At 60.4% G+C, this 18,198-nt stretch carries 21 protein-coding genes and 1 pseudogene; 8 read left to right on the top strand and 14 right to left on the bottom strand.

Annotated elements, in window-relative coordinates; translation table 11 throughout:
• Positions 1-119 precede the first annotated feature (119 nt).
• The 8 genes from BTH42_RS26895 to BTH42_RS35035 form a co-directional block, all read right to left on the bottom strand.
• Positions 120-1,052, bottom strand: coding sequence for an MBL fold metallo-hydrolase (locus tag BTH42_RS26895; RefSeq protein WP_075304208.1), 933 nt, complete (start codon positions 1,050-1,052; stop codon positions 120-122).
• A gap of 85 nt (positions 1,053-1,137) precedes the next feature.
• A complete protein-coding gene (locus tag BTH42_RS26890) occupies positions 1,138-1,896 on the bottom strand; it encodes an SDR family oxidoreductase (protein WP_075304207.1) in 759 nt (252 codons plus the stop codon).
• 263 nt (positions 1,897-2,159) lie between these two features.
• Complete coding sequence (locus BTH42_RS26885) at positions 2,160-2,816, bottom strand: substrate binding domain-containing protein (RefSeq protein ID WP_075304206.1); 657 nt, start codon at positions 2,814-2,816, stop codon at positions 2,160-2,162.
• Between the two features lie 88 nt (positions 2,817-2,904).
• Positions 2,905-3,324: a cupin domain-containing protein gene (locus tag BTH42_RS26880; protein ID WP_075304205.1), complete on the bottom strand. Its 420-nt coding sequence runs from the start codon at positions 3,322-3,324 to the stop codon at positions 2,905-2,907.
• A 70-nt stretch (positions 3,325-3,394) separates the two neighbouring features.
• Entirely contained in the window at positions 3,395-3,874 is a 480-nt protein-coding gene (locus tag BTH42_RS26875) for a carboxymuconolactone decarboxylase family protein (protein ID WP_075304204.1), read from the bottom strand.
• 73 nt (positions 3,875-3,947) lie between these two features.
• Positions 3,948-4,736: a DedA family protein gene (locus BTH42_RS26870; protein ID WP_075304203.1), complete on the bottom strand. Its 789-nt coding sequence runs from the start codon at positions 4,734-4,736 to the stop codon at positions 3,948-3,950.
• Between the two features lie 108 nt (positions 4,737-4,844).
• Positions 4,845-5,852 carry a LysR family transcriptional regulator gene (locus BTH42_RS26865; protein WP_075304202.1) on the bottom strand — a complete coding sequence of 336 codons (1,008 nt, stop codon included), beginning with the start codon at positions 5,850-5,852 and terminating at the stop codon, positions 4,845-4,847.
• A gap of 27 nt (positions 5,853-5,879) precedes the next feature.
• Entirely contained in the window at positions 5,880-6,200 is a 321-nt protein-coding gene (locus tag BTH42_RS35035; protein WP_143752221.1) for a hypothetical protein, read from the bottom strand.
• A gap of 134 nt (positions 6,201-6,334) precedes the next feature.
• Here BTH42_RS35035 and BTH42_RS26860 point away from each other — a divergent pair, with 134 nt between their 5' ends.
• Positions 6,335-6,874 (top strand): Ohr family peroxiredoxin, encoded by a 540-nt coding sequence (locus BTH42_RS26860; protein ID WP_075304201.1) that lies wholly within the window; start codon positions 6,335-6,337, stop codon positions 6,872-6,874.
• 43 nt (positions 6,875-6,917) lie between these two features.
• On the opposite strand, the gene BTH42_RS26855 is transcribed toward BTH42_RS26860, so the two are convergent.
• Positions 6,918-7,667 (bottom strand): SDR family NAD(P)-dependent oxidoreductase, encoded by a 750-nt coding sequence (locus BTH42_RS26855; protein ID WP_075304225.1) that lies wholly within the window; start codon positions 7,665-7,667, stop codon positions 6,918-6,920.
• Positions 7,668-7,775: 108 nt separating this feature from the next.
• On the opposite strand from BTH42_RS26855, the gene BTH42_RS26850 reads away from it, so the two are divergent.
• Positions 7,776-8,654 (top strand): LysR family transcriptional regulator, encoded by an 879-nt coding sequence (locus BTH42_RS26850; protein ID WP_075304200.1) that lies wholly within the window; start codon positions 7,776-7,778, stop codon positions 8,652-8,654.
• Positions 8,655-8,836: 182 nt separating this feature from the next.
• Here the strand turns inward: BTH42_RS26850 and BTH42_RS26845 are convergent, their stop codons facing one another.
• Together BTH42_RS26845 and BTH42_RS26840 are read right to left on the bottom strand one after the other, a co-directional pair.
• Positions 8,837-9,247, bottom strand: coding sequence for a GFA family protein (locus tag BTH42_RS26845; RefSeq protein WP_075304199.1), 411 nt, complete (start codon positions 9,245-9,247; stop codon positions 8,837-8,839).
• A gap of 49 nt (positions 9,248-9,296) precedes the next feature.
• Entirely contained in the window at positions 9,297-10,217 is a 921-nt protein-coding gene (locus BTH42_RS26840) for a LysR substrate-binding domain-containing protein (protein WP_256702303.1), read from the bottom strand.
• Positions 10,218-10,340: 123 nt separating this feature from the next.
• Here BTH42_RS26840 and BTH42_RS26835 point away from each other — a divergent pair, with 123 nt between their 5' ends.
• Positions 10,341-11,330: a zinc-dependent alcohol dehydrogenase family protein gene (locus BTH42_RS26835; RefSeq protein WP_075304197.1), complete on the top strand. Its 990-nt coding sequence runs from the start codon at positions 10,341-10,343 to the stop codon at positions 11,328-11,330.
• A gap of 221 nt (positions 11,331-11,551) precedes the next feature.
• On the opposite strand, the gene BTH42_RS26830 is transcribed toward BTH42_RS26835, so the two are convergent.
• Both BTH42_RS26830 and BTH42_RS35030 read right to left on the bottom strand, forming a co-directional pair.
• Positions 11,552-12,370: a hypothetical protein gene (locus tag BTH42_RS26830; RefSeq protein WP_143752220.1), complete on the bottom strand. Its 819-nt coding sequence runs from the start codon at positions 12,368-12,370 to the stop codon at positions 11,552-11,554.
• 250 nt (positions 12,371-12,620) lie between these two features.
• Entirely contained in the window at positions 12,621-12,875 is a 255-nt protein-coding gene (locus BTH42_RS35030; protein WP_143752219.1) for a hypothetical protein, read from the bottom strand.
• A 149-nt stretch (positions 12,876-13,024) separates the two neighbouring features.
• Between BTH42_RS35030 and BTH42_RS36130 the strand changes: the two are divergent.
• The 3 genes and pseudogenes from BTH42_RS36130 to BTH42_RS26820 all read left to right on the top strand — a co-directional run.
• Positions 13,025-13,132 (top strand): annotated as a pseudogene (locus BTH42_RS36130) (N-acetyl-gamma-glutamyl-phosphate reductase); the annotation flags it as partial.
• Between the two features lie 199 nt (positions 13,133-13,331).
• A complete protein-coding gene (locus BTH42_RS26825) occupies positions 13,332-13,853 on the top strand; it encodes a GNAT family N-acetyltransferase (RefSeq protein WP_075304195.1) in 522 nt (173 codons plus the stop codon).
• Positions 13,854-14,214: 361 nt separating this feature from the next.
• Positions 14,215-14,406 carry a hypothetical protein gene (locus BTH42_RS26820; RefSeq protein WP_075304194.1) on the top strand — a complete coding sequence of 64 codons (192 nt, stop codon included), beginning with the start codon at positions 14,215-14,217 and terminating at the stop codon, positions 14,404-14,406.
• 26 nt (positions 14,407-14,432) lie between these two features.
• Here BTH42_RS26820 and BTH42_RS26815 read toward each other — a convergent pair whose 3' ends face one another.
• Entirely contained in the window at positions 14,433-15,164 is a 732-nt protein-coding gene (locus BTH42_RS26815) for a GntR family transcriptional regulator (RefSeq protein WP_075304193.1), read from the bottom strand.
• Between the two features lie 160 nt (positions 15,165-15,324).
• Here BTH42_RS26815 and pcaB point away from each other — a divergent pair, with 160 nt between their 5' ends.
• Together pcaB and BTH42_RS26805 are read left to right on the top strand one after the other, a co-directional pair.
• Positions 15,325-16,695, top strand: coding sequence for a 3-carboxy-cis,cis-muconate cycloisomerase (pcaB, locus tag BTH42_RS26810; RefSeq protein WP_075304192.1), 1,371 nt, complete (start codon positions 15,325-15,327; stop codon positions 16,693-16,695).
• 54 nt (positions 16,696-16,749) lie between these two features.
• A complete protein-coding gene (locus BTH42_RS26805; RefSeq protein ID WP_075304191.1) occupies positions 16,750-18,162 on the top strand; it encodes a cation:dicarboxylate symporter family transporter in 1,413 nt (470 codons plus the stop codon).
• Positions 18,163-18,198 lie beyond the last annotated feature (36 nt).

Genomic DNA, 18,198 nt, shown 5'->3' with positions numbered 1-18,198 from the left:
CGTTCATAAATCGTTCATGTGCGCCGCTTCCGCTGACTCGATTCTTGCCAGGCTACACAGACTTCGTGCGCGAATCAGCGGAAAGGAACACTAGTTGACTATGGCGATAGTCGAGGCAATCAGTAGTCCCACTGCACCGGGATGAAACGGAAGGTTTCACCGTTCTTCGCGACGTGCCCGATTGACGGAAACGCGACATGCGCGGCGGCCAGCAGAGCGCCCGTTTCGGCCGCTTCGTTTAGCAGCGCGATGCGCACGTCCGTTGCCACTTCGGGTTCGTGCTCGAAGCCGTTCTGCCATTGGGGATTGTCGAAGCCGACTTCAAAAATCGCATCGCCCACAAATGTCAGCTTCTCGCCGTTCGATACGACGTCGACGACGCAGTGTCCCGGCGTGTGCCCACCCGTCACGCGTGCCGACACGCCCGCCGCAACTTCCACGCTCTGGCCGAACTGCACGATCTGTTTGCCGTAGAGTTCCACGAACGTTGCAGCCGCTTTGCGAAGCGCGGGAGGCACCGCCTCCGGCATCACCGTCTTGCTGAAATCCGGATTTTTCCAGAATTCCACTTCCGCGGCCGCCACGTGAATGCGCACGTCCGGGCGCAGTTTGGCCTTGACGCCATCCACGTTCAGCCCGCCCACGTGATCCATGTGCATATGCGTAATCACGATGTCGGTGATCGCAGCGAGGTCGATGCCGGCCGTTTCCAGGCGCATCACCGACCGGCCGGCACGCGTGAAGTACTCGAAGCCGTCGCCCACGCCGGAGTCGATCAGGATCAGACGATCGCCGCTTTTCACAAGCGCGATATTCAGCGCCCAGTCGAACATGTCGCGTTGGAGGAAACGGCTATCGAACCATTCGTTGCGGTCTCCGTCGCTCACGTTGGTGGACATGGTCGAGGTCGGAAGCGGCAGAATGCCGTCGCTGATCAACACGACGTCGATTTCACCCACTCGCACAGCGTAGCGGGAAGAGACGAGTTCACCCGAACCTTCTTTACCAACGTTCGCGGTGACAGGCTGGACATTGCGGTTTGCTTTGCTCATCGTAAGTACTCCTGGTAACAAAAGGGGTCTGCCGCGCTGGGCGGTGGCTGCACTTCACTGCGATGGACAGATATGCGGTCAGCGGTCAGCGGCCAGCGGGTTGCGCGTTGCTGAACCACTCGTCGAAGTTGACGGCGCCAAGATGCACATTCGCGCCAGGCAGCAGCGTGTCTTCCTGAAGCGATGCGCCAAAATAACGGGCCGCGGGATCCTCGATCACCGCACGCGAATCGTTGTTCGCGCGCGCGAAACGTTGGACGAGATCAGCGAGTCTCACGCGCTGCGGCCCGGCTATTTCCACGATCCCGTTGAGCGGATCGGCGATGGAGAACTCGGTGACGGAGGCGGCCACGTCGTCGGAAGAAATCGGCTGGAAATAAGCCGGCGAGAGACGGATGACATCACCGTCGCTACCCGAATGCAAAATGCCGCCGAGGAACTCGAAGAACTGCGTCGAATGAATGATCGTGTACGGCACGCCCGCTTCGCGAATCAGCTTTTCCTGCGCGATCTTGCCGCGGAAATAGCCGCTTTGCGCGAGCCGGTCCGTACCGACAACCGACAACGCGACGTGATGTGCGACGCCGGCTTCACGCTCGGCCGCAAACAGATTGCGGCCCGAGGTCTCGAAGAATTCGAGTACGGCAGCATCTTCGAACGACGGCGAATTGGCGAGGTCGACCACGACCCGCGCGCCCGCCAGTGCGTCGCGCAAGCCTTCTCCGGTCATCGTGTTGACGCCCGTTGCCGGCGAAGCCGCAATGACTTCATGATCGCGTGCGCGAAGCTGCTTAACGACCTTGCTGCCGATCAAACCCGTTCCACCGATTACGACGATTTTCATGATCTACTCTCCGTTAATTTGAGTACGGCGCTCGCGCCGCGGTCGCATTTCCCTTTCGGCATCGCTGCATTACGCTGCTTCGTTCGCCGGGATTTCTACGGGCTGTGTGCAATCGCGCAGTCCGTAAGAACATGTTAGTCAGTCGCTTCGTTTCGCAGTAGAGCCACGAGATGATCCACGATGTTGCCGGTTAATCACCAATCGACGGTCCACACGAAAATGCAGATTGCGGTTCTGCGATCGACGCATGAAGACGGAGTCGATTACCTCAAAGCGAGCGCGTGCATGCGCGCCGTCATGTATTCGATGAACACACGAACGCGAGCCGGAACAGACGTACGCTTTGGATAGCAGAGGTAGTGGCCGCCGTCTTCCGGCGCATATTGCGCGAGACAGCGAAGCAGCGTGCGCTCCGCGAGCAGACCGCAAACGTGATAGACGGGCAATTGAGCAATGCCCACGCCGTCGATAACAGCCTGCGTGATCAGGCTCGCATCGTTGAACGTGTGCCGGGCGACGAGCTGGCGCCGTTGCGCAAGACCGTCTACCTTGAACGACCAGGGCTGGATACTTCCCGACGCATTGCGAAAGTTGATGCAGCGATGCCGCGCGAGGTCGTCGACATGTTGCGGCAAGCCGTAGGTTCGCGCATAGGCTGGCGATGCACAGACCACCAGTTGCCGTGGCATCAACCAGCGCGCTTCGATCTGCCGGTCCTCCACGGAACCCTCGCGAAACCACAGATCGATGTGGTCCTTGCTGAAATCGACGGGATCGGCGCTCAACAGCAGCTCGAATGCGATTTCTGGATAGCGCGCATGAAAGTCGTTCAGCAGTGGCGCCACAATCTTGAGGCCGAATCCGTGCGTCGAGAGAACGCGAAGTCGGCCGCGTGGCGGCTCAGAGTGAAGATCGCGCATAGCTTTTCGTCGTACCTGAAGTGCGGCTACGGACGAGCCGCTCATGCCGGCCGGTCGCCAGCGCGTACGCATCCGGCCAACGTGTCCGCTAGTGCCCTTGCTTGTCCGGAACGAGAATCGGCGCGCCCTTTTCTTTGAGCAGCAGCACGAGGAATTTCGCGGGCTGCGTCTGGCTGGCGTTGCGCCCTACCGTGTGCACGTCGTTCGGGCCTTCGTAGAAGGTTTGCCCAGGCGTGAGCGTCACTTCCTTGCCGCCTTTCACCTGCATCACGATCGACCCCTCCAGCACATAGATGAAGCCGTGCGCGTGATGCCGATGCACCGGGTCCGCTGCGCCGGGCGGATACTCGACGGTAATCATCAGCGCTTCCTTGCCGGGATAATCGGCCAGCGGTTGAGTCATCAGTTGCGTGACGCTAGCCTCGGCCGGCGGCGCTGCGTGGGTCGTGCTCACGAGAGCGCTCATCGCGACGATTACCGCCGACACTGTATTTTTCAGGTATTGCATGGTCGTGTGCTCCGAAATGAGCCGGCCCGCTCGCACGGGCCGGCGCAGAACAAACGCGCAGCTGATGCGCTCAGGAGAGGTTTGCCTTGTCGAGGCCGAACGCCTTGTCAGCGGAGCCCGGCACCGTTCTGAACGCGACGTTCGCGCGATTCCAGCCGTTGATCGCCATGATTTCGTACGTGAGGTCCGACAGTTCCTTCTCGGAGAACTGGGTACGCACGCGTTCGTAGATATCGTCCGGCACGCCATGTTCCGGCAGCTTCGTGAGTACTTCGGTCCACGCTAGCGCGGCCCGCTCACGCGGTGCGAATAACGTCGATTCGCGCCACGCGGCGAGATGATGAAGACGCAATTCGCGCTCGCCGTGAATCTTCGCTTCCTTCACGTGCATGTCCAGGCAAAATGCGCAGCCGTTGATTTGCGAAGCGCGAATCGATACCAGATCGCGGATGGTCTCTTCGATCGTCCCCTCCTTCGCAAGGTTGCTGAACTCAAGAAACTTCTTGAACAGTTGGGGCGATTGCTGGATGTAGTTGATACGTTGCGTCATGATGCCTCCTGGCTATGTTGGTCGAACATTGGATATGCGGATCGCTGTTGCGCGTGGCGCCGACCGCATGAATTCATCTTAGGGACGTGGAACGTGCAGCGGTAGACACCGCGACGGGCTCACAGTGTTGTCCGCTACGCATCAATCGATCGGTTGAGCGCGGCGAACAGGAAGAGGCGGACAACACGAGCGTCGCGCCCTGCGCAATAGGTGCGGACGTGTCGGCGCGTGGGGCGCTTGCGCGCGCTCTTTCACGAAAGACGCGCCGCAAGTAGCGACAGGACATATAGAGCGCGAGCAACAGCGCGATCGCCGCCAATGCCGGCCAGCAAAAGCGCCAAAGCAGCGCGACGGTATGTTCGATCTGCGGTGCGAACATCGCGCCTACGGCGAGCGTCGCCGCTGCCCACAGGCCTAGTCCCGCACAATCGTGCAGGACGAACGAGCGCCATCGAACCGCCACTGCGCCGCATAGCGGCACCGAGACGAGCGAAAGTCCCGGCAGGAACCGCGCGACGACAAGTACCCGCACGCCGTAGCGCTCGACGAATCGCTCCATGTGGCCGATACCGGTCTGCCGCCCCGGCAGAAGCTTGCCTACCCAGTGCAGTGCGCGCGTGCCGAAACGCTTGCCGCATATGAACCAGACGACGTCGCCGAGCGCGCCGCCGATCACGGCGGCGCCCAGCATTGCGCCGAACTGTCCGACGCTCGACGACACGTCGCCCAGCGCGAGCGACATGCTCGCGCCAACCATGACCAGGGTTGGCGCAGCGGGCAGCGGCAAGCCGAGCGAAGAACCGAAAACGTTCAGGAATACGATGAGCACGCCGTACCGCGCGATCAATTCGTGCGACAACATGATGTTCTCCTTCGCGGGGCGAAAGCCCGTCCGGAGAAATCGTAGGTAGCACGCAGCAGCGGTAGTAGCCCTTAGGAACAGCTCACCGTGTTGTCATCACATCAACAATCACGGGCAGAAGGAAAGGCGATGGACTTCAGTGGAGCATTGCAGATCGAGAGCGCGAATCTGTTCCGTCATGTAGTCGATGAACACGCGGATCCGCGCCGGCAAATGTTTGCGGCTTAGATAGCACGCGTAGTGGCCGCGGTCGTCCGGCGCATACTGCGCGAGGCAAGCGTGCAGCCGGCCTTCGCGCAGCAGATCGCTTACCTGGTAGGCCGCGACCTGCGCGATGCCGTGGCCCGCGAGCACCGCTTGCAGCGTAAGCTCAGCGTCGTTGAAAACGTGCAGCGCCTTCGGCACGACCTTGCGGTTCACGCCGGCCACCTTGAATTCCCACTCGGCAATGCGGCCGGACGCAAGCCGGAAGTTGATGCAGCGATGCGCGTCGAGTTCTTCGACGGTGGCCGGCAAACCGTGCTCGCGCGAGTACTGTGGCGACGCACACACCATCATCTGCATCGGAATCAGTTGCTTCGCGACGACCTGGCTGTCGTCCATCTTGCCGTCGCGGAATGCGACGTCGATGCGCTCGGACGTGAAATCGGCCGGGCCGTCCTTGAGCATGAAGTCGATCGCGATCTCGGGGTACGCCGAGTAGAAGCCGTTGAGCAGCGGCGCTACGATCTTGCGGCCGAAGCCCGTTGTCGAGCAGATCCGCAAATGACCGCGCGGCGGGCCCTGGCGAAGTTCGCGCATGTCCTCGAGCGCCTGCACGATGCGCTCCACGCCTGGATTGCAGTTCTGATAGAAGAGCTCGCCTTCGCGAGTCAGCGCGGTACTTCGCGTGGTGCGCAGGAAGAGCCGTGCATCGAGTTGCGCTTCGAGCTTCTGCACATTGCGGCTTACCGCGGAGCGGCCAATCCCCAGCCGGTCGCCAGCTTTCGCGAAGCTGCCTTCACTCACTACCGCAAGGAAAGAAATCACGCCAACGTAGCTGGTGGCGAAGCTGTTGGCGAGCGAATCATCGCTCGCGGCGGGTGGAGAAGTCGTCAAACTGGTGGAGACGAGCATGCGCATTTTTCCGTTCTGTTCACGAACTCATAAGGAATAAACGTGCTGCGGAACCCCGGCCGCGCATTCCCGCGTACCGGAAAGAACGCAAGCAACGCGAACGCGACTCAGGCTGAAAAGGCCGCTAATGACTGCAAGGGTATTCGGGAAAACCAGAACTTCGGGTACGTCGAATAGCGCTTTTTGTTCTAAGGCGCCGAATTGGCGGTGTCGCTGTTCGAAGCTCTCTTTATACGCAGGGCTTTCATAGATTACAAGTCTAACCACCGTTTTTGCGCAGCACAGCAATAACGCTACGTTTTCTTCGAGCACCGGCTCGTCCGATTGTTGTCTTTCAGGCAACATCATGCGCGACGGCCCAGTGCTTCCGCGGAGTATTCAATCCGACTACGATCCCGGGCAAGGGATGAGTAATCCTAGCCGCGGGCCGTGCAAACTGTTTTATACGGCGCGCGGATTCAACGAAACGACGGATCGACATCATGGACAAGTTAACGCCCCCACCACTGACGCTGCTCGACAAGTACTACGGCCCTGAATTTCAAGGCCTGTACACGGCGCATATCCGCGTTTCCGGTGGCGAGGCCGGGCACGGCCGGGCGTCCGGCGTTGTGCGTTCGGAAGACGGCAACCTCGAACTGAACCTGCGTTTGCCCGCGGCGCTTGGCGGCCCTGGCGGCGGCACGAATCCCGAGCAACTGTTTGCCGCCGGCTACGCCGCGTGTTTTCATGGCGCGCTGATGTTGATTGCGTCGAAGAACGGCATCGAGATTGGCGACAGCGCGGTTGACGCGTCGGTCACGTTCGGCCGCGACCCCGTCGACGGCATGTACATGTTGACCGCCGACATTCGCATCAGTTTGCCTGGCGTGGAGAGGTCGATTGCCGAGCAGCTCGTGCGCAGCACCGAGCGGGTGTGTCCGTACGCGAAGATGGCAAGACAGGGAATCGCCAGTGTGATCTCGCTGGATGTCGGTCCACCCGCGGCGGGCCGCTCGAATCCAGCGGGCGACGAGTCTTGAGCGATTCGAGCGAATGTCGGCCATGCCGGTATGCCGTGCAAGTTCAGGTGAGCGAGATGCCGCCGTCCACGCTCAGATTGACGCCGGTGATGAAGCTGCTTTCGTCGCCGAGCAGAAAGCGCGCGGTACGCGCCAGTTCGTCGGGCCGGCCGAGACGGCCCAACGGTATGCGACCTGCCATTGCAGCTTCGAACGCCGGCCGGTCGTCGTTTGAGACGCCAAGCTTCGAGAGAATCGGCGTGTCGACCGGTCCCGGGCTCATCACGTTCACGCGAATGCCGCGCGCGCGAAATTCGAGCGCCCAGCTGCGTGCGAATGCCTCGATCGCGGCCTTGGTTCCCGCATAAACGGCATGTCCGTCGAGCACCTTCGAACTTGCGATGGAACTGGTCAGCAGAATTGAGCCCCGCTCGCGCATCAGCGGCGCGATCTTCTGCACGCCGAAGAAGATCGCGCGCGTGTTGGTCGCGAACTGCTCGTCGTACGAATCGGTGCTGACCGCGCTCGACGCTTCGATCGTATTGACGCCTGCGTTCGCGAAGTACAGATCGAGCCCACCGAAACGACGCGCGACGAGCGCGGCGACGTCGTCGTGCGTTTTCGGGTCCGCGAGATTGCCCGTCAAGCCGAGCGCCCGCTCGCCGAGTTCCGCGACCGCCGCATCGACCGCCTCGGCGCGGCGTCCCACCACGACCACGTGCGCGCCGTCCTCGACCAGCAGCCTCGCGGTGGCCAGGCCAATTCCGCTGTTGCCACCTGTGATGACCGCAACCTTGTTCGCAAGACTGTTCACTTTCTTCTCCGTGGTACTCGCCGTTCTGGCGCACCGCGTGAATTTATCAATGACCGCCACGCCGTTGAAGTCACACAGCGGCGCTTTCACTTATTCCAGGTTGTCATCATGTCTGCCGAAAACTTCAGTGGTCTGCCCGCGTTCGTGCGCGCCGTCGAAACCGGCTCGTTCACGCTCGCCGCGCAATCGATGGACACCACGCCTTCGGCTGTGTCGAAGAGCGTGGCGAGGCTCGAAAGGCGGCTGGGCGTCACGCTATTCCAGCGCTCCACGCGCGCATTCGTCTTGACCGCTGAAGGGCGTGCGTATTACGAGCACGTGGCGCCGCTCGTCGCGGGCCTCATGCGCGCCGACGAAGTGCTGCGCGCACCGGCGTGCGCCGCCGGCAAGCTCCGTGTGAGCCTGCCCGGCGTACTTGGCCATCTACTACTGGAACCCATCACACGCCAGCTCATGCGGGAGAACCCGGCGCTATCGATCGAAGCGAGCGTCAGCGATCGTCATGTGGATCTGATCCGCGACGGTTTCGACATCGCGATCCGTGCCGGATGGCTGGAAGACAGCAGCCTGCACGGGCAGCAGATCGCAAACCTGCCGCTCGTGCTGGTGGCCTCGCCCGAGTATCTGAGCGAACGGGGCACGCCGCGAACGATCGCCGAGCTCGCCGCGCATCGACATGTGCGCTACCGGCTCAATGGCCGCGCCTACCCGGTGCTTTTCGCGGACGGCACGTCGATGCCGGTTGATGGCGCATTCGACACCGACAGCGGCGACGCAATGCGCGTGGCGGCGTTGAACGGACTGGGCATCGCGCAGATTTTGCGGGTCGCCGTGCGCGACGATCTGACGGCGCAACGCTTACGTGTCGTGCTTCCCCATATTGCGCTCGCCAGCGTGCCCGTCCATGCGATTCATGCTTTCGGAAGAAATATGCCGACTCGTGCAAGGGCATTTGTCGATTTCGTTGCGGCGCAGGTCACGGGTTGAGTGGCCGGTCTGTCGTGCGTGCGTTTGGTGTGGCGGGAGATGTCTTGGGGAACGGCCCGGCCGGAAGACTTCCGTTTTCTTTCCGGTAAAAGCACTTACGCAATGTCGGGGCAAAAACCCCGCAGCCCAACCTCCGTTTTGCAATCCGCCATCTTTGACTGTGCCAACAAGGAAGCGGGATGTCAGGGCGCCTTTCCCATATGTTGGGTTACACCGGATTCATGAGCGTCGAGCTGATATCGTTCGGAGGTGAACTGAACAAATTCGGCCCTGAAGCGCGAAGGCTCATCAAGTGTTCCCGCATAGATCGTCACGATTTCCGGCGCATGATGCGGTGTTCCAAACAGCAGACTGCCGCAATGTGCACAGAAATTACGCGTAGTCGGCATCCCACTGCCGCCGGTCATCGTATAGGTCGTGGTTTCGCCTTTAAACGAGAAATCTGCGGCTCTTACTACAACGACGGGCAAACCCGCAGAGCCCGATGCTCGCTGACAATCCCGGCAATGGCAGATGAGCTGTGCCAGTGAAGCGCCATCAGCGCGGTAATGGACTGCGCCGCACAGGCAGCGCCCTATCCAGCAATTCGACACTGGCGTTCTCCCGTTTGCAGAAGCCGTTATGAATGTCGCCCAAGCCTAGTCAAGCCTGACCGATGCGCAACGATGGCGAATCCGTTTCTCGCGTCATGAAGCCGGGCAATGCGGCCGACAGCGCATCGATTGCGAGCCGAACCTTCAACGGTAATTGAGGCGTATGCAGCCACACTGCATACGCGTCGTACAGGAAACCAGGCTGATCCGGCAATAGCGGAACCAGTTCTCCTTTCTCGATGCGCTCGCGGACCAGCCAGTAAGGTACCCATGCAAGCCCCATACCCACGACCGCCGCGTCGGCGATTGCGTCGAGATCGTCCAGCCGCAACCGGTTAACCGGCGTGATTTCCACAGTGGGCTCATCGTCGCGTGGAAACAACCACGGGCGAATACGGCCAGAGCGCCGGTACATGATTCCAGAGTGTTTGCCGATATCCTCGATCTTCTCGGGCCTGCCGTGCATGCCGAGATAGGACGGCGACGCGCACACCACCATGAGCTGGCGGGCGATCCGCCGCGCAACCACCCCGCCCTTGTCCTCGGGAATGCCCGTCCGAATGGCGAGATCGTAGCCGTCCTCCGCAAGGTCGGCGAAGCGATCGTTCAGCGACAAATCCAGTTCCAGCGCCGGATATCGTTGAGCCAACGCCAGCAGAACTGGAGTCACGCAACGCCGCCCGAAGTGCGCGGGCATAGTGATGCGCAGTTTGCCGCGCGGTTCAGACAATTGATCGGCCGCCAGCGCATCCGCGGCGTCGGCTTCGGCGAGAACTACGCGGCAGCGCTCATAGTACGCGCGCCCGAAGTCCGTAAGGCTCTGCCGACGCGTGGTCCGGTTGATCAGACGCACGCCCAGCCGCTCCTCGAGAGATCTGACATGTTTACCGACCATTGGCCCGGACAGATCGAGCGCATCTGCCGCGGCCGCGAACGAGCCCAGGTCGACGGCTCTGACGAACACAGTCATGCTGGTAAGGCGATCCATATTTGAAAACTCCCAGTTTCTACTGTTCTAGTTTTCTGGCTATTTATCCGCCCGAATTCTGTCGGCATAGTTTATTCGATTCATTTACTTTGGAGTTCGATCGAAATGACACGAGTCGTTCGCTTTTATGAGCACGGTGGTCCGGAGGTTCTTCGCATCGAGAACGTCGACGTTGCGCCGCCCGGTCGGGGAGAGATTCAAATCCGCGTTAAGGCTCTAGGTCTCAACCGGGCCGAGGCGTTGCTGCGTGCCGGTTCCTATATTGAAACGCCGACGCTACCGTCGGGTCTTGGCCTCGAGGCTGCGGGTGTCATTGAAACGGTCGGTGAAGGTGTGGACGGATTCGCGCCAGGCAACGCGGTCAGCGTCGTGCCGCCGTTGTCGATGGTCCGCTGGCCTGCCTATGGTGAGCTCGTCACCTTTCCGGCCAGGCTTGTCGTCAAGCATCCGCCGTCTCTGAGCTGGGAAGCGGCGGCCGCCATCTGGATGTCCTATCTCACTGCTTACGGCGCTCTGATCGACATTGCCGGACTGCGTAGGAACGAATTCGTTGTTATCACCGCCGCCTCCAGCAGTGTGGGACTTGCCGCAATCCAGATTGCCAATATGGTTGGCGCAGTCCCGATCGCGGTCACGCGAACGTTTGACAAGAAGCAAGCGTTGCTTGAGTCTGGCGCGGCCCATGTGATCGCCTCGGCGAAGGAGGATCTGGCTGCCCGACTGCATGAAATCGCTGGCCCGGAGGGGGTGCGAGTCGTGCTGGACCCCATTGGTGGTGCGATCTTCGATCCGCTGACAGCCGCGATGTCCCGGGGCGGGATCCTCATCGAATATGGCGGCTTGAGCGCAGAGCCGACACCGTTCCCGCTGTTCACAGTGTTAAGCAAGACACTCACGCTGCGCGGCTACCTCGTTCACGAGATCCTCAGCGACCCTCAGCGGCTGGAAGCGGCCAAGGCGTTTATCCTCGACGGGTTGGGGTCCGGTTCATTGCACGCTGTCATCGCGAGAATTTTCCCGTTCGACCAGATTGTCGAGGCTCATCGCTTTCTGGAGTCCAACCAGCAGTTCGGGAAGATTGTCGTGACGGTCTGATCGCGTTTGCCGGGTTCGAGGCCACGGCATATCCATGCAAAGGACAGATCTCAATCAATGTCGGAACCTCTCCATCATGACGGGCCTTGATCTCTCGCAGGCCTGGGTAAACGGCGCTTTGAATTCCAACTCGGCGTGCGCGTACTTCACACACGTTTGCTCACAAACGTATCTCCGCCGCTACAGATGAAGGTGGCCCGCTCGCGCGGGCCACTCTGCTCTCATGCCGTCCGCGAAAATCCCAATGATCTGGTTTCCGATTCCGGGAAGAAATTAGGGATCACGGAAGTGTTCTGAAAGACATCCATCTGGCCGCCGTAAAGCGTCTTGCCCGATGTTGAAACGAAGCTCGATGTACCGTTTTCGGCCGCCTGGGCACTTTCCGCGAACAGCAGAAAGCCCGCTGCCGTGGTCGGATCCTCACCGAGGTTCATCGTGCTACCGTCCGCCAACTTATAGCCGCCGTCCTTCATCTGATATTTCTGCGCCTCCTGCCCGAGCGACCGGAAAAGCGACATGAAACCCCCAAGCCCATCCGCCTTCTTGCTAACCGCATCAGACTGCGATTCTGTGAGAGGGGTTCCGTCCGCTTGCGCCCACTCTGCATAACCGCTAACAGCGTCGTCGTGAAAGGCCATGACAGACGCAACCAGTGAAGTATTGCCGTTCAGCTTGCCTTGAAGCCACGATATATCGGTCGCACTCAGGTCTTGCGAGGTGACCTGAATTGAACCGTTGCTCGAATGGAAATCAAAATGCGTATCGGCGAGATCCGGCCGTTCCGACACCACTGACTGCATCGTGGAAGTCAAGGCGTTAGCGATGTTTCGAGCGTCGTTCCCCATCTTCAATGGTGCGCCTAAAGCGTGTAGATACTTTGCGACGCGAGCCGCTGTCGCAGACGGGTCAACGACGCTCATCGTGGCTTGTGCCGGCGACGTTTCCGTAGCTGGCACAGAGTGCATCAAAGCGGGTGAACCGAGCGAGAGCTGGGTTAATGTCGCCGCGTTCGAAGCTATCGAACTGATTGATGTACTCATTCGTTCCTCTCTCTCCATCGCGTAAACGGATTTACGACGATTCTCGGAAAAACTTAAGCTGGAAGTAAAGCATCGAATGAATCTTTTGAGTTGAATGGAGCCCCGGTCGGCGTGCTGGCGTCGGTCCGCATGCGCCGGGCGTCCTGGCGGGGCGGTGCGATTGTGAGATCGTTCGCCTGCGCCGGTAGCGCAGCGGGATAACTCAGCCAGTCCATATATGACAACGCCCCTATCACATATAGGATTGCCATTAAAACGGTAATCGAGCGTCGGCGGCGACACGTTGCTTATTGGCGAGAAGCCGGGGGACGCGATCGGTCGAAGCGGCAATCGATCCGGCACCAATCGCCACCGGATCTAAGCCGCTGCACACAACACTTGAAAATGTGGCTGGTTCGTCCAATGCGTGGTCGGTCGCCGCCTTATCGAATGGCGGTTCATCGCTCGTCAGCCGGCGTTCGCCAATAGAGCGCGTGGGATCGTTGTTGGCCTGTTGGCCGGCCACGGTCTGATACCAATCGCATGTTGCGCGCAGCTGACATCAGGTGGCGTCGGACCGTCATCGACCCACTACGGTCAGTCAATTTTCGACAAACCGGCCATTCGTTCAAGAGAACGAGCTAAAGCGGAAAATGGCGACTTCTATGCCAATCGCAGATCTCGCTGTCTGCGGTTTTCGATAATCTTGGTAAAGGCACATCCGGCGCCGCCGTCCAGAATCTGACCCTGATGCTGACGCGGCAATGGTGGCCGATGGCTTGAGCTAACGTTCGGCCGCATCCCTATGCCAACGATTCTTGCCAATCCGGTCGCGGCAGTCGAATGCCCGGTACTGACCGAATTTGCAACGTGAACATTGCGCACGTAGAGTGTGATGGCAAAATTCTCTTGCCGTATCGACGCGTTCGACTGCCTATCGGCAGATCAGCTGTCTATGTGACCCTGAACCGCTGGAGCACCGATGAGAATCCGTATTGCGACGGTGGCAGATGCATTGCCACTTGCTAAATTGAAACGTGACACATTCCGGGAAACATTTCTTTCGGAGGGGTACGGCATCAACTACCCGCCGAGCGATCTAATCAGGCATGAGGAAGAAAACTACTCGGTAACAACGATCACAGACCAGCTCACCAATCGCGAGAATCGCACCTGGGTGGTTGAGTGCGAGGACGGCGGATTGATTGGTTACGCGCAGGTTGGGCCGTGCAAGCTTCCGCACTCCGATGTTCCAGAGGGGGCGGCGGAAATATATCAAATCTACATTCGGCGCGGTGCACAAGGAACGGGTGTTGGACGAAAGTTGTTTAACTCGGCACTTTCCTATCTGGCAGTGGAACGCCCCGGCGCGGTATGGCTCAGTGTATGGTCCGGTAACACAAAGGCCATTGCTTTCTACGAAAAGGCAGGTTTTAGCCTCGTCGGCACTTGCGATTTCAAGGTCGGCGAATCGACCGATTTACATCTGATCTATCGTTGTTGATTCGTGAGGCCGCGATCAGCCGGCTGCAGCGGTCGACGATTGCGGTCCAAGGGGCGACCTTTGAACACATCGCTGTGGAGCGCGAATGGGTAGGTGCGACGTTTCGAGCGGCTTCCGGGGCAACGATGGCCAACGATCCAGGCGGCATCGTTGACTGACCGTTGTTGGCCGTACCAAGACCCACGGCGGACCTCGCAGGACACCCCATCCCGATCTTTCGGTCCGCGGTGCGATCATTGTCGAAACAGGTTAGCTCGATGACTCGAAGCAAAAAATCGCACCTGGACGTTTGATCGGACGACCAGCAAGGACCGGATCTTGCTCGCGATGTCCGTGTCCGGCTGATGGAAGGGAGCGCGTCATGATCAAGCTACTTGGCATCCTGGCTTTAGCGTTCGGTATTGCGGGTTGCGTCGCTGCGCAGCCGCCCTACTACGGCTACGGCGACCCGCCCGGCTATTACGCGCCACGCCCCAGTTTCGGCATCGGGATCGGGGCAGGCAGTTTCGGTGGGAGTGGTTTCGGAGGCGTCGGCGTCGGGCTCGGGTTTTAGATGGGTTTAACGAACGCGATCGCGGCTCAAGTCTCCGAGCGCTTCAGTCGCATCGACACCGAGAACCGCTCCGCCGGGTGAACACTGACCGACACCTCGAACGTCTCGCCCGCCGAGTCCAGATATCGGCGCACAATTTCAAGCGCCGCAGCACCCGTACGCGTTTTCAGCTTTTCTGCCATCTCGTCCGAGATCAACGCCCCGCACACGTCTTGCTGGATCTCGGCGATGCAGCGCCCGTACCGCGCTTCGATCAATGAGCTGATCAACGTGTCAGGTTGCGCCCGCGCCATGTCCGGGATGTCGGCGTAGGCGGGATCGATATACACGTCGGTCCAGCCGATCGGCGAACTCTGTCTGTCGCCATCGATCCGCAAACTCGACACCCGCAGCCAACGCGCCCCATCGGCGCACTTCAATCTTCGCGCCAGATCACCGCTCGCGACGATCTCCCCGGTCGACTGCACCAGCCGCAAATGTTCCGAGCCGAACTGGACGACGTCATCCACCGATGCCAGCGACGGCCTGAAATCGTTTCTCGGCTGCGTGGACTCGACGCGGGTGCCCGCATTCTTGCGTCGCGAGACGAGGCCAAGCTGCTGCAATTCATGCAACGCAGCGCGAACCGTATGACGGCTCGTCTGGTACTGGTCGCGCAATTCCAGCTCGGTCGGCAGTGTCGACCCGACAGGGTAACGACCTGAAGCGATGGCTTCGGTCAGCTCACGGGCAATGTCGGCAAAGTGCGGTCGGTTCATCTTTTTTCGGAAAACCGGTTTTTGGGAAGGCCAGGGTAAATCATAGCTTGTCCAATATGTTCGAACATAATAAATTTAATATGTCCGGACATATCACGTTGAGCACTTCCCCGGTGTTAGCTGCATGTCCGCCCGTTTCCGGTTTTTTGAAGAGGTCGTAATGACGAACCGCACCATCCCCATGGCCAGCACTGTGGTCGATTCCATCCTGTTTCGCGATGCTTTCGGCACCGCGCAGATGCGCACGCTGTTTTCAGATCAGGCGCTCGTGCAGCGCTATATCGACGTTGAAGTGGCATTGGCTAAAGCCGAGGCGCAAGTGGGCGTGGTTCCGGCGGAAGCGGCCGAAATCATTGCTCGCGAATCCCGTCTCGAGCGCATCGACTTCGACCACATGCGTGAAGAGACCGACATCGTCGGCTATCCGATCCTGCCTTTGGTTCACCAGCTCGTGAGCATGTGCGGCGAGGCCGGTCGTTACGTCCATTGGGGCGCTACGACCCAGGACATCATGGACACCGCCGTGTCGCTTCAGGTGCGCGATGCACTCGACGTGATCGACACCGACATCCGCGAGTTGCGCGCCATCCTGACCGACCTTGCCCGCAAACATCGCGATACGCCGATGGCTGGCCGCACGCATTTGCAGCAGGCGCTGCCCGTGACGTTCGGCTACAAGGTCGCGATCTGGCTGGCGATGTTTGACCGGCATCAGGAACGGCTTGCACAACTGCGCCCGCGCGTGGCCGTCGTCCAATTCGCGGGTGCGGCGGGCACGCTGGCGTCGCTGGGAGAGAAGGGTTTCGAGGTGCAGAAGGCGCTCGCCGACGAACTCGGACTAGGCGTGCCCGCGACCACATGGCACGTTGCGCGTGACGGATTCGCCGAAGCAGTCAATCTGCTCGCACTGGTCACCGGCTCGCTCGGCAAGATTGCGCTCGACATCATGATCATGGCATCGACCGAATTCGCCGAAGTCTATGAGCCCTTCGTCAAAGGTCGCGGCGCGAGCAGCACGATGCCGCAAAAACGCAATCCGATCTCGAGTGAGCTGATGCTCGCGGCAGCCAAGGCAGTGCGCCAGCACGCGGGCCTGATGACCGACGCGATGATCCAGGACTTCGAGCGTGCGACCGGCCCCTGGCACGCCGAATGGATCGCTATTCCCGAGAGCTTCATTCTGAGCGCCGGCGCGCTGCATCAGGCGAAGTTCGCGCTCGGCGGCCTGATCGTGGATGCCGAGCGGATGAAGCACAACCTGGGTATCAGCAAAGGCCTGATCGTCGCCGAAGCCGTGATGATGGGCATCGCGCCATTCATCGGCCGGCAGCAGGCGCACGACATCGTGTACGACGCCTGCCGTACGGTCAACGAGCACGGCGGCACGCTGGCCGAAGCGCTCGCCGCGTTGCCGGAAGTCACCGCGCATTTCGATCGCGCCGCGATCGACCGGATGACCGACCCGGCGAACTATCTCGGACTCGCGCCGCGGATGGTCGATCGCGCCGTCGAGCTGTCGGGTCGGCTCTGAAAATTCAGGGTTGGACGTAATGACGTCCGCCGAGCGGACGTGAAGGAGCAGACGATGAATGACGCAAACGCTACCCGCGACGACGCGCTCGTCCCGCCACCGAAGAAACTGCCGTGGTACCGCAAGCTCGGCGTGCAAGTATTGCTCGCGCTGGTTCTCGGTATCGCCGTCGGACTGGCGTTCCCGAAACTCGGCTCGCAGCTGAAAGTTCTCGGGGATATCTTCCTGGCGTTAATCAAAGCGGGCGTCGCGCCGCTGGTTTTTTTGACAATCGTTCACGGCATTGCGTCGGCGGGCGACGTCCGAAGCGCGGGCCGGGTCGGCTGGCGTGCCATCGTCTACTTCGAAGTCGTCTCGACCATTGCACTGATGGTGGGTCTGTTCGCCGGCAACGTGCTGCAAATCGGCAAGGACATGACGGCGGTGACGGTGGGCGCGGTGCCCCCGACGGCGGCAAAAGCGGCACCGCAGGGCTTCACCGGGTTCGTCATGCATCTGGTGCCGGACAACTTCGTCGGTGCGTTCGTCAAGGGCGAATTGCTGCAGGTGGTCGTGCTCGCGGTGATGGTCGGCATCGGCATCCTTGCGATTCCCGAGCGACGCCGCGTACGCATCACCGAGGGGCTCGACCTGATCTCCGAGGTGCTTTTCTCGTTCATCAATCTGGTGATGAAACTCGCGCCGCTCGGTACGCTAGGCGCGGTGGCCTACTCTGTCGGGAGCAACGGGACGCAGGTGTTGATCGCGTTGGCGCAACTCGTGTTCAGCTTCTATGCCGTGGTGGTCCTGTTCATTGTGGTCGTGTTGGGGATCATTGCGAAGCTGGCCGGAATCAGCTTGTGGCGGTTCCTCCGCTACATCAAGGACGAAGTCATCATCGTGCTCGGCACGGCATCGTCGGAAAGCGCATTGCCCCGTCTGCTGATCAAACTCGAGCGGCTCGGCTGCGCGAAGCAGACCGTCGGCCTGGTACTACCCACCGGTTACGCGTTCAATCTTGATGGCACGTCGCTCTTCATGTCGATGGGCGTGATGTTCATCGCGCATGCGTATGGCGTTCCCATCACGCTCGAGCACCAGATCGGACTGTTGTTGCTGATGCTGCTGACCTCCAAAGGGGCAGCTACCGTTTCGGGCGGATCGTTTGTCGTATTCGCGGCGACCGTTACGTCCACGGGCATCTTGCCGGTCGAAGGCGTGGCGATAATTTTCGGGGTCTATCGATTCATGTCGATGGCGATCGCGGCCTGCAACACCATCGGCAATAGTCTCGCGACCGTGGTGATTGCAAAGTGGTCTCGCACTTTTGACGCAACTGTCGCGCAGCGGCATCTTTATCCCGAGCGATATCCGGAGACTGCTCGAGCTGATGAGAGCCTCGGCGATGGCAATCTGCTGCCCGAAGACACGAGCGATGACAATCCGCATCCGCGAGGAATCCCGATGAAACGGGCATCGTCACCGTGAGGGCAGTAAGCGAGCGGAGCGTGTGTCAGAAGAGCA

Origin of the sequence: Burkholderia sp. SRS-W-2-2016 (genome assembly GCF_001931485.1) — a bacterium.
Classification (GTDB): domain Bacteria; phylum Pseudomonadota; class Gammaproteobacteria; order Burkholderiales; family Burkholderiaceae; genus Paraburkholderia.
The sequence above is the reverse complement of the archived record's forward strand: the minus strand, read 5'-3'. Positions and strand labels throughout refer to the sequence as shown.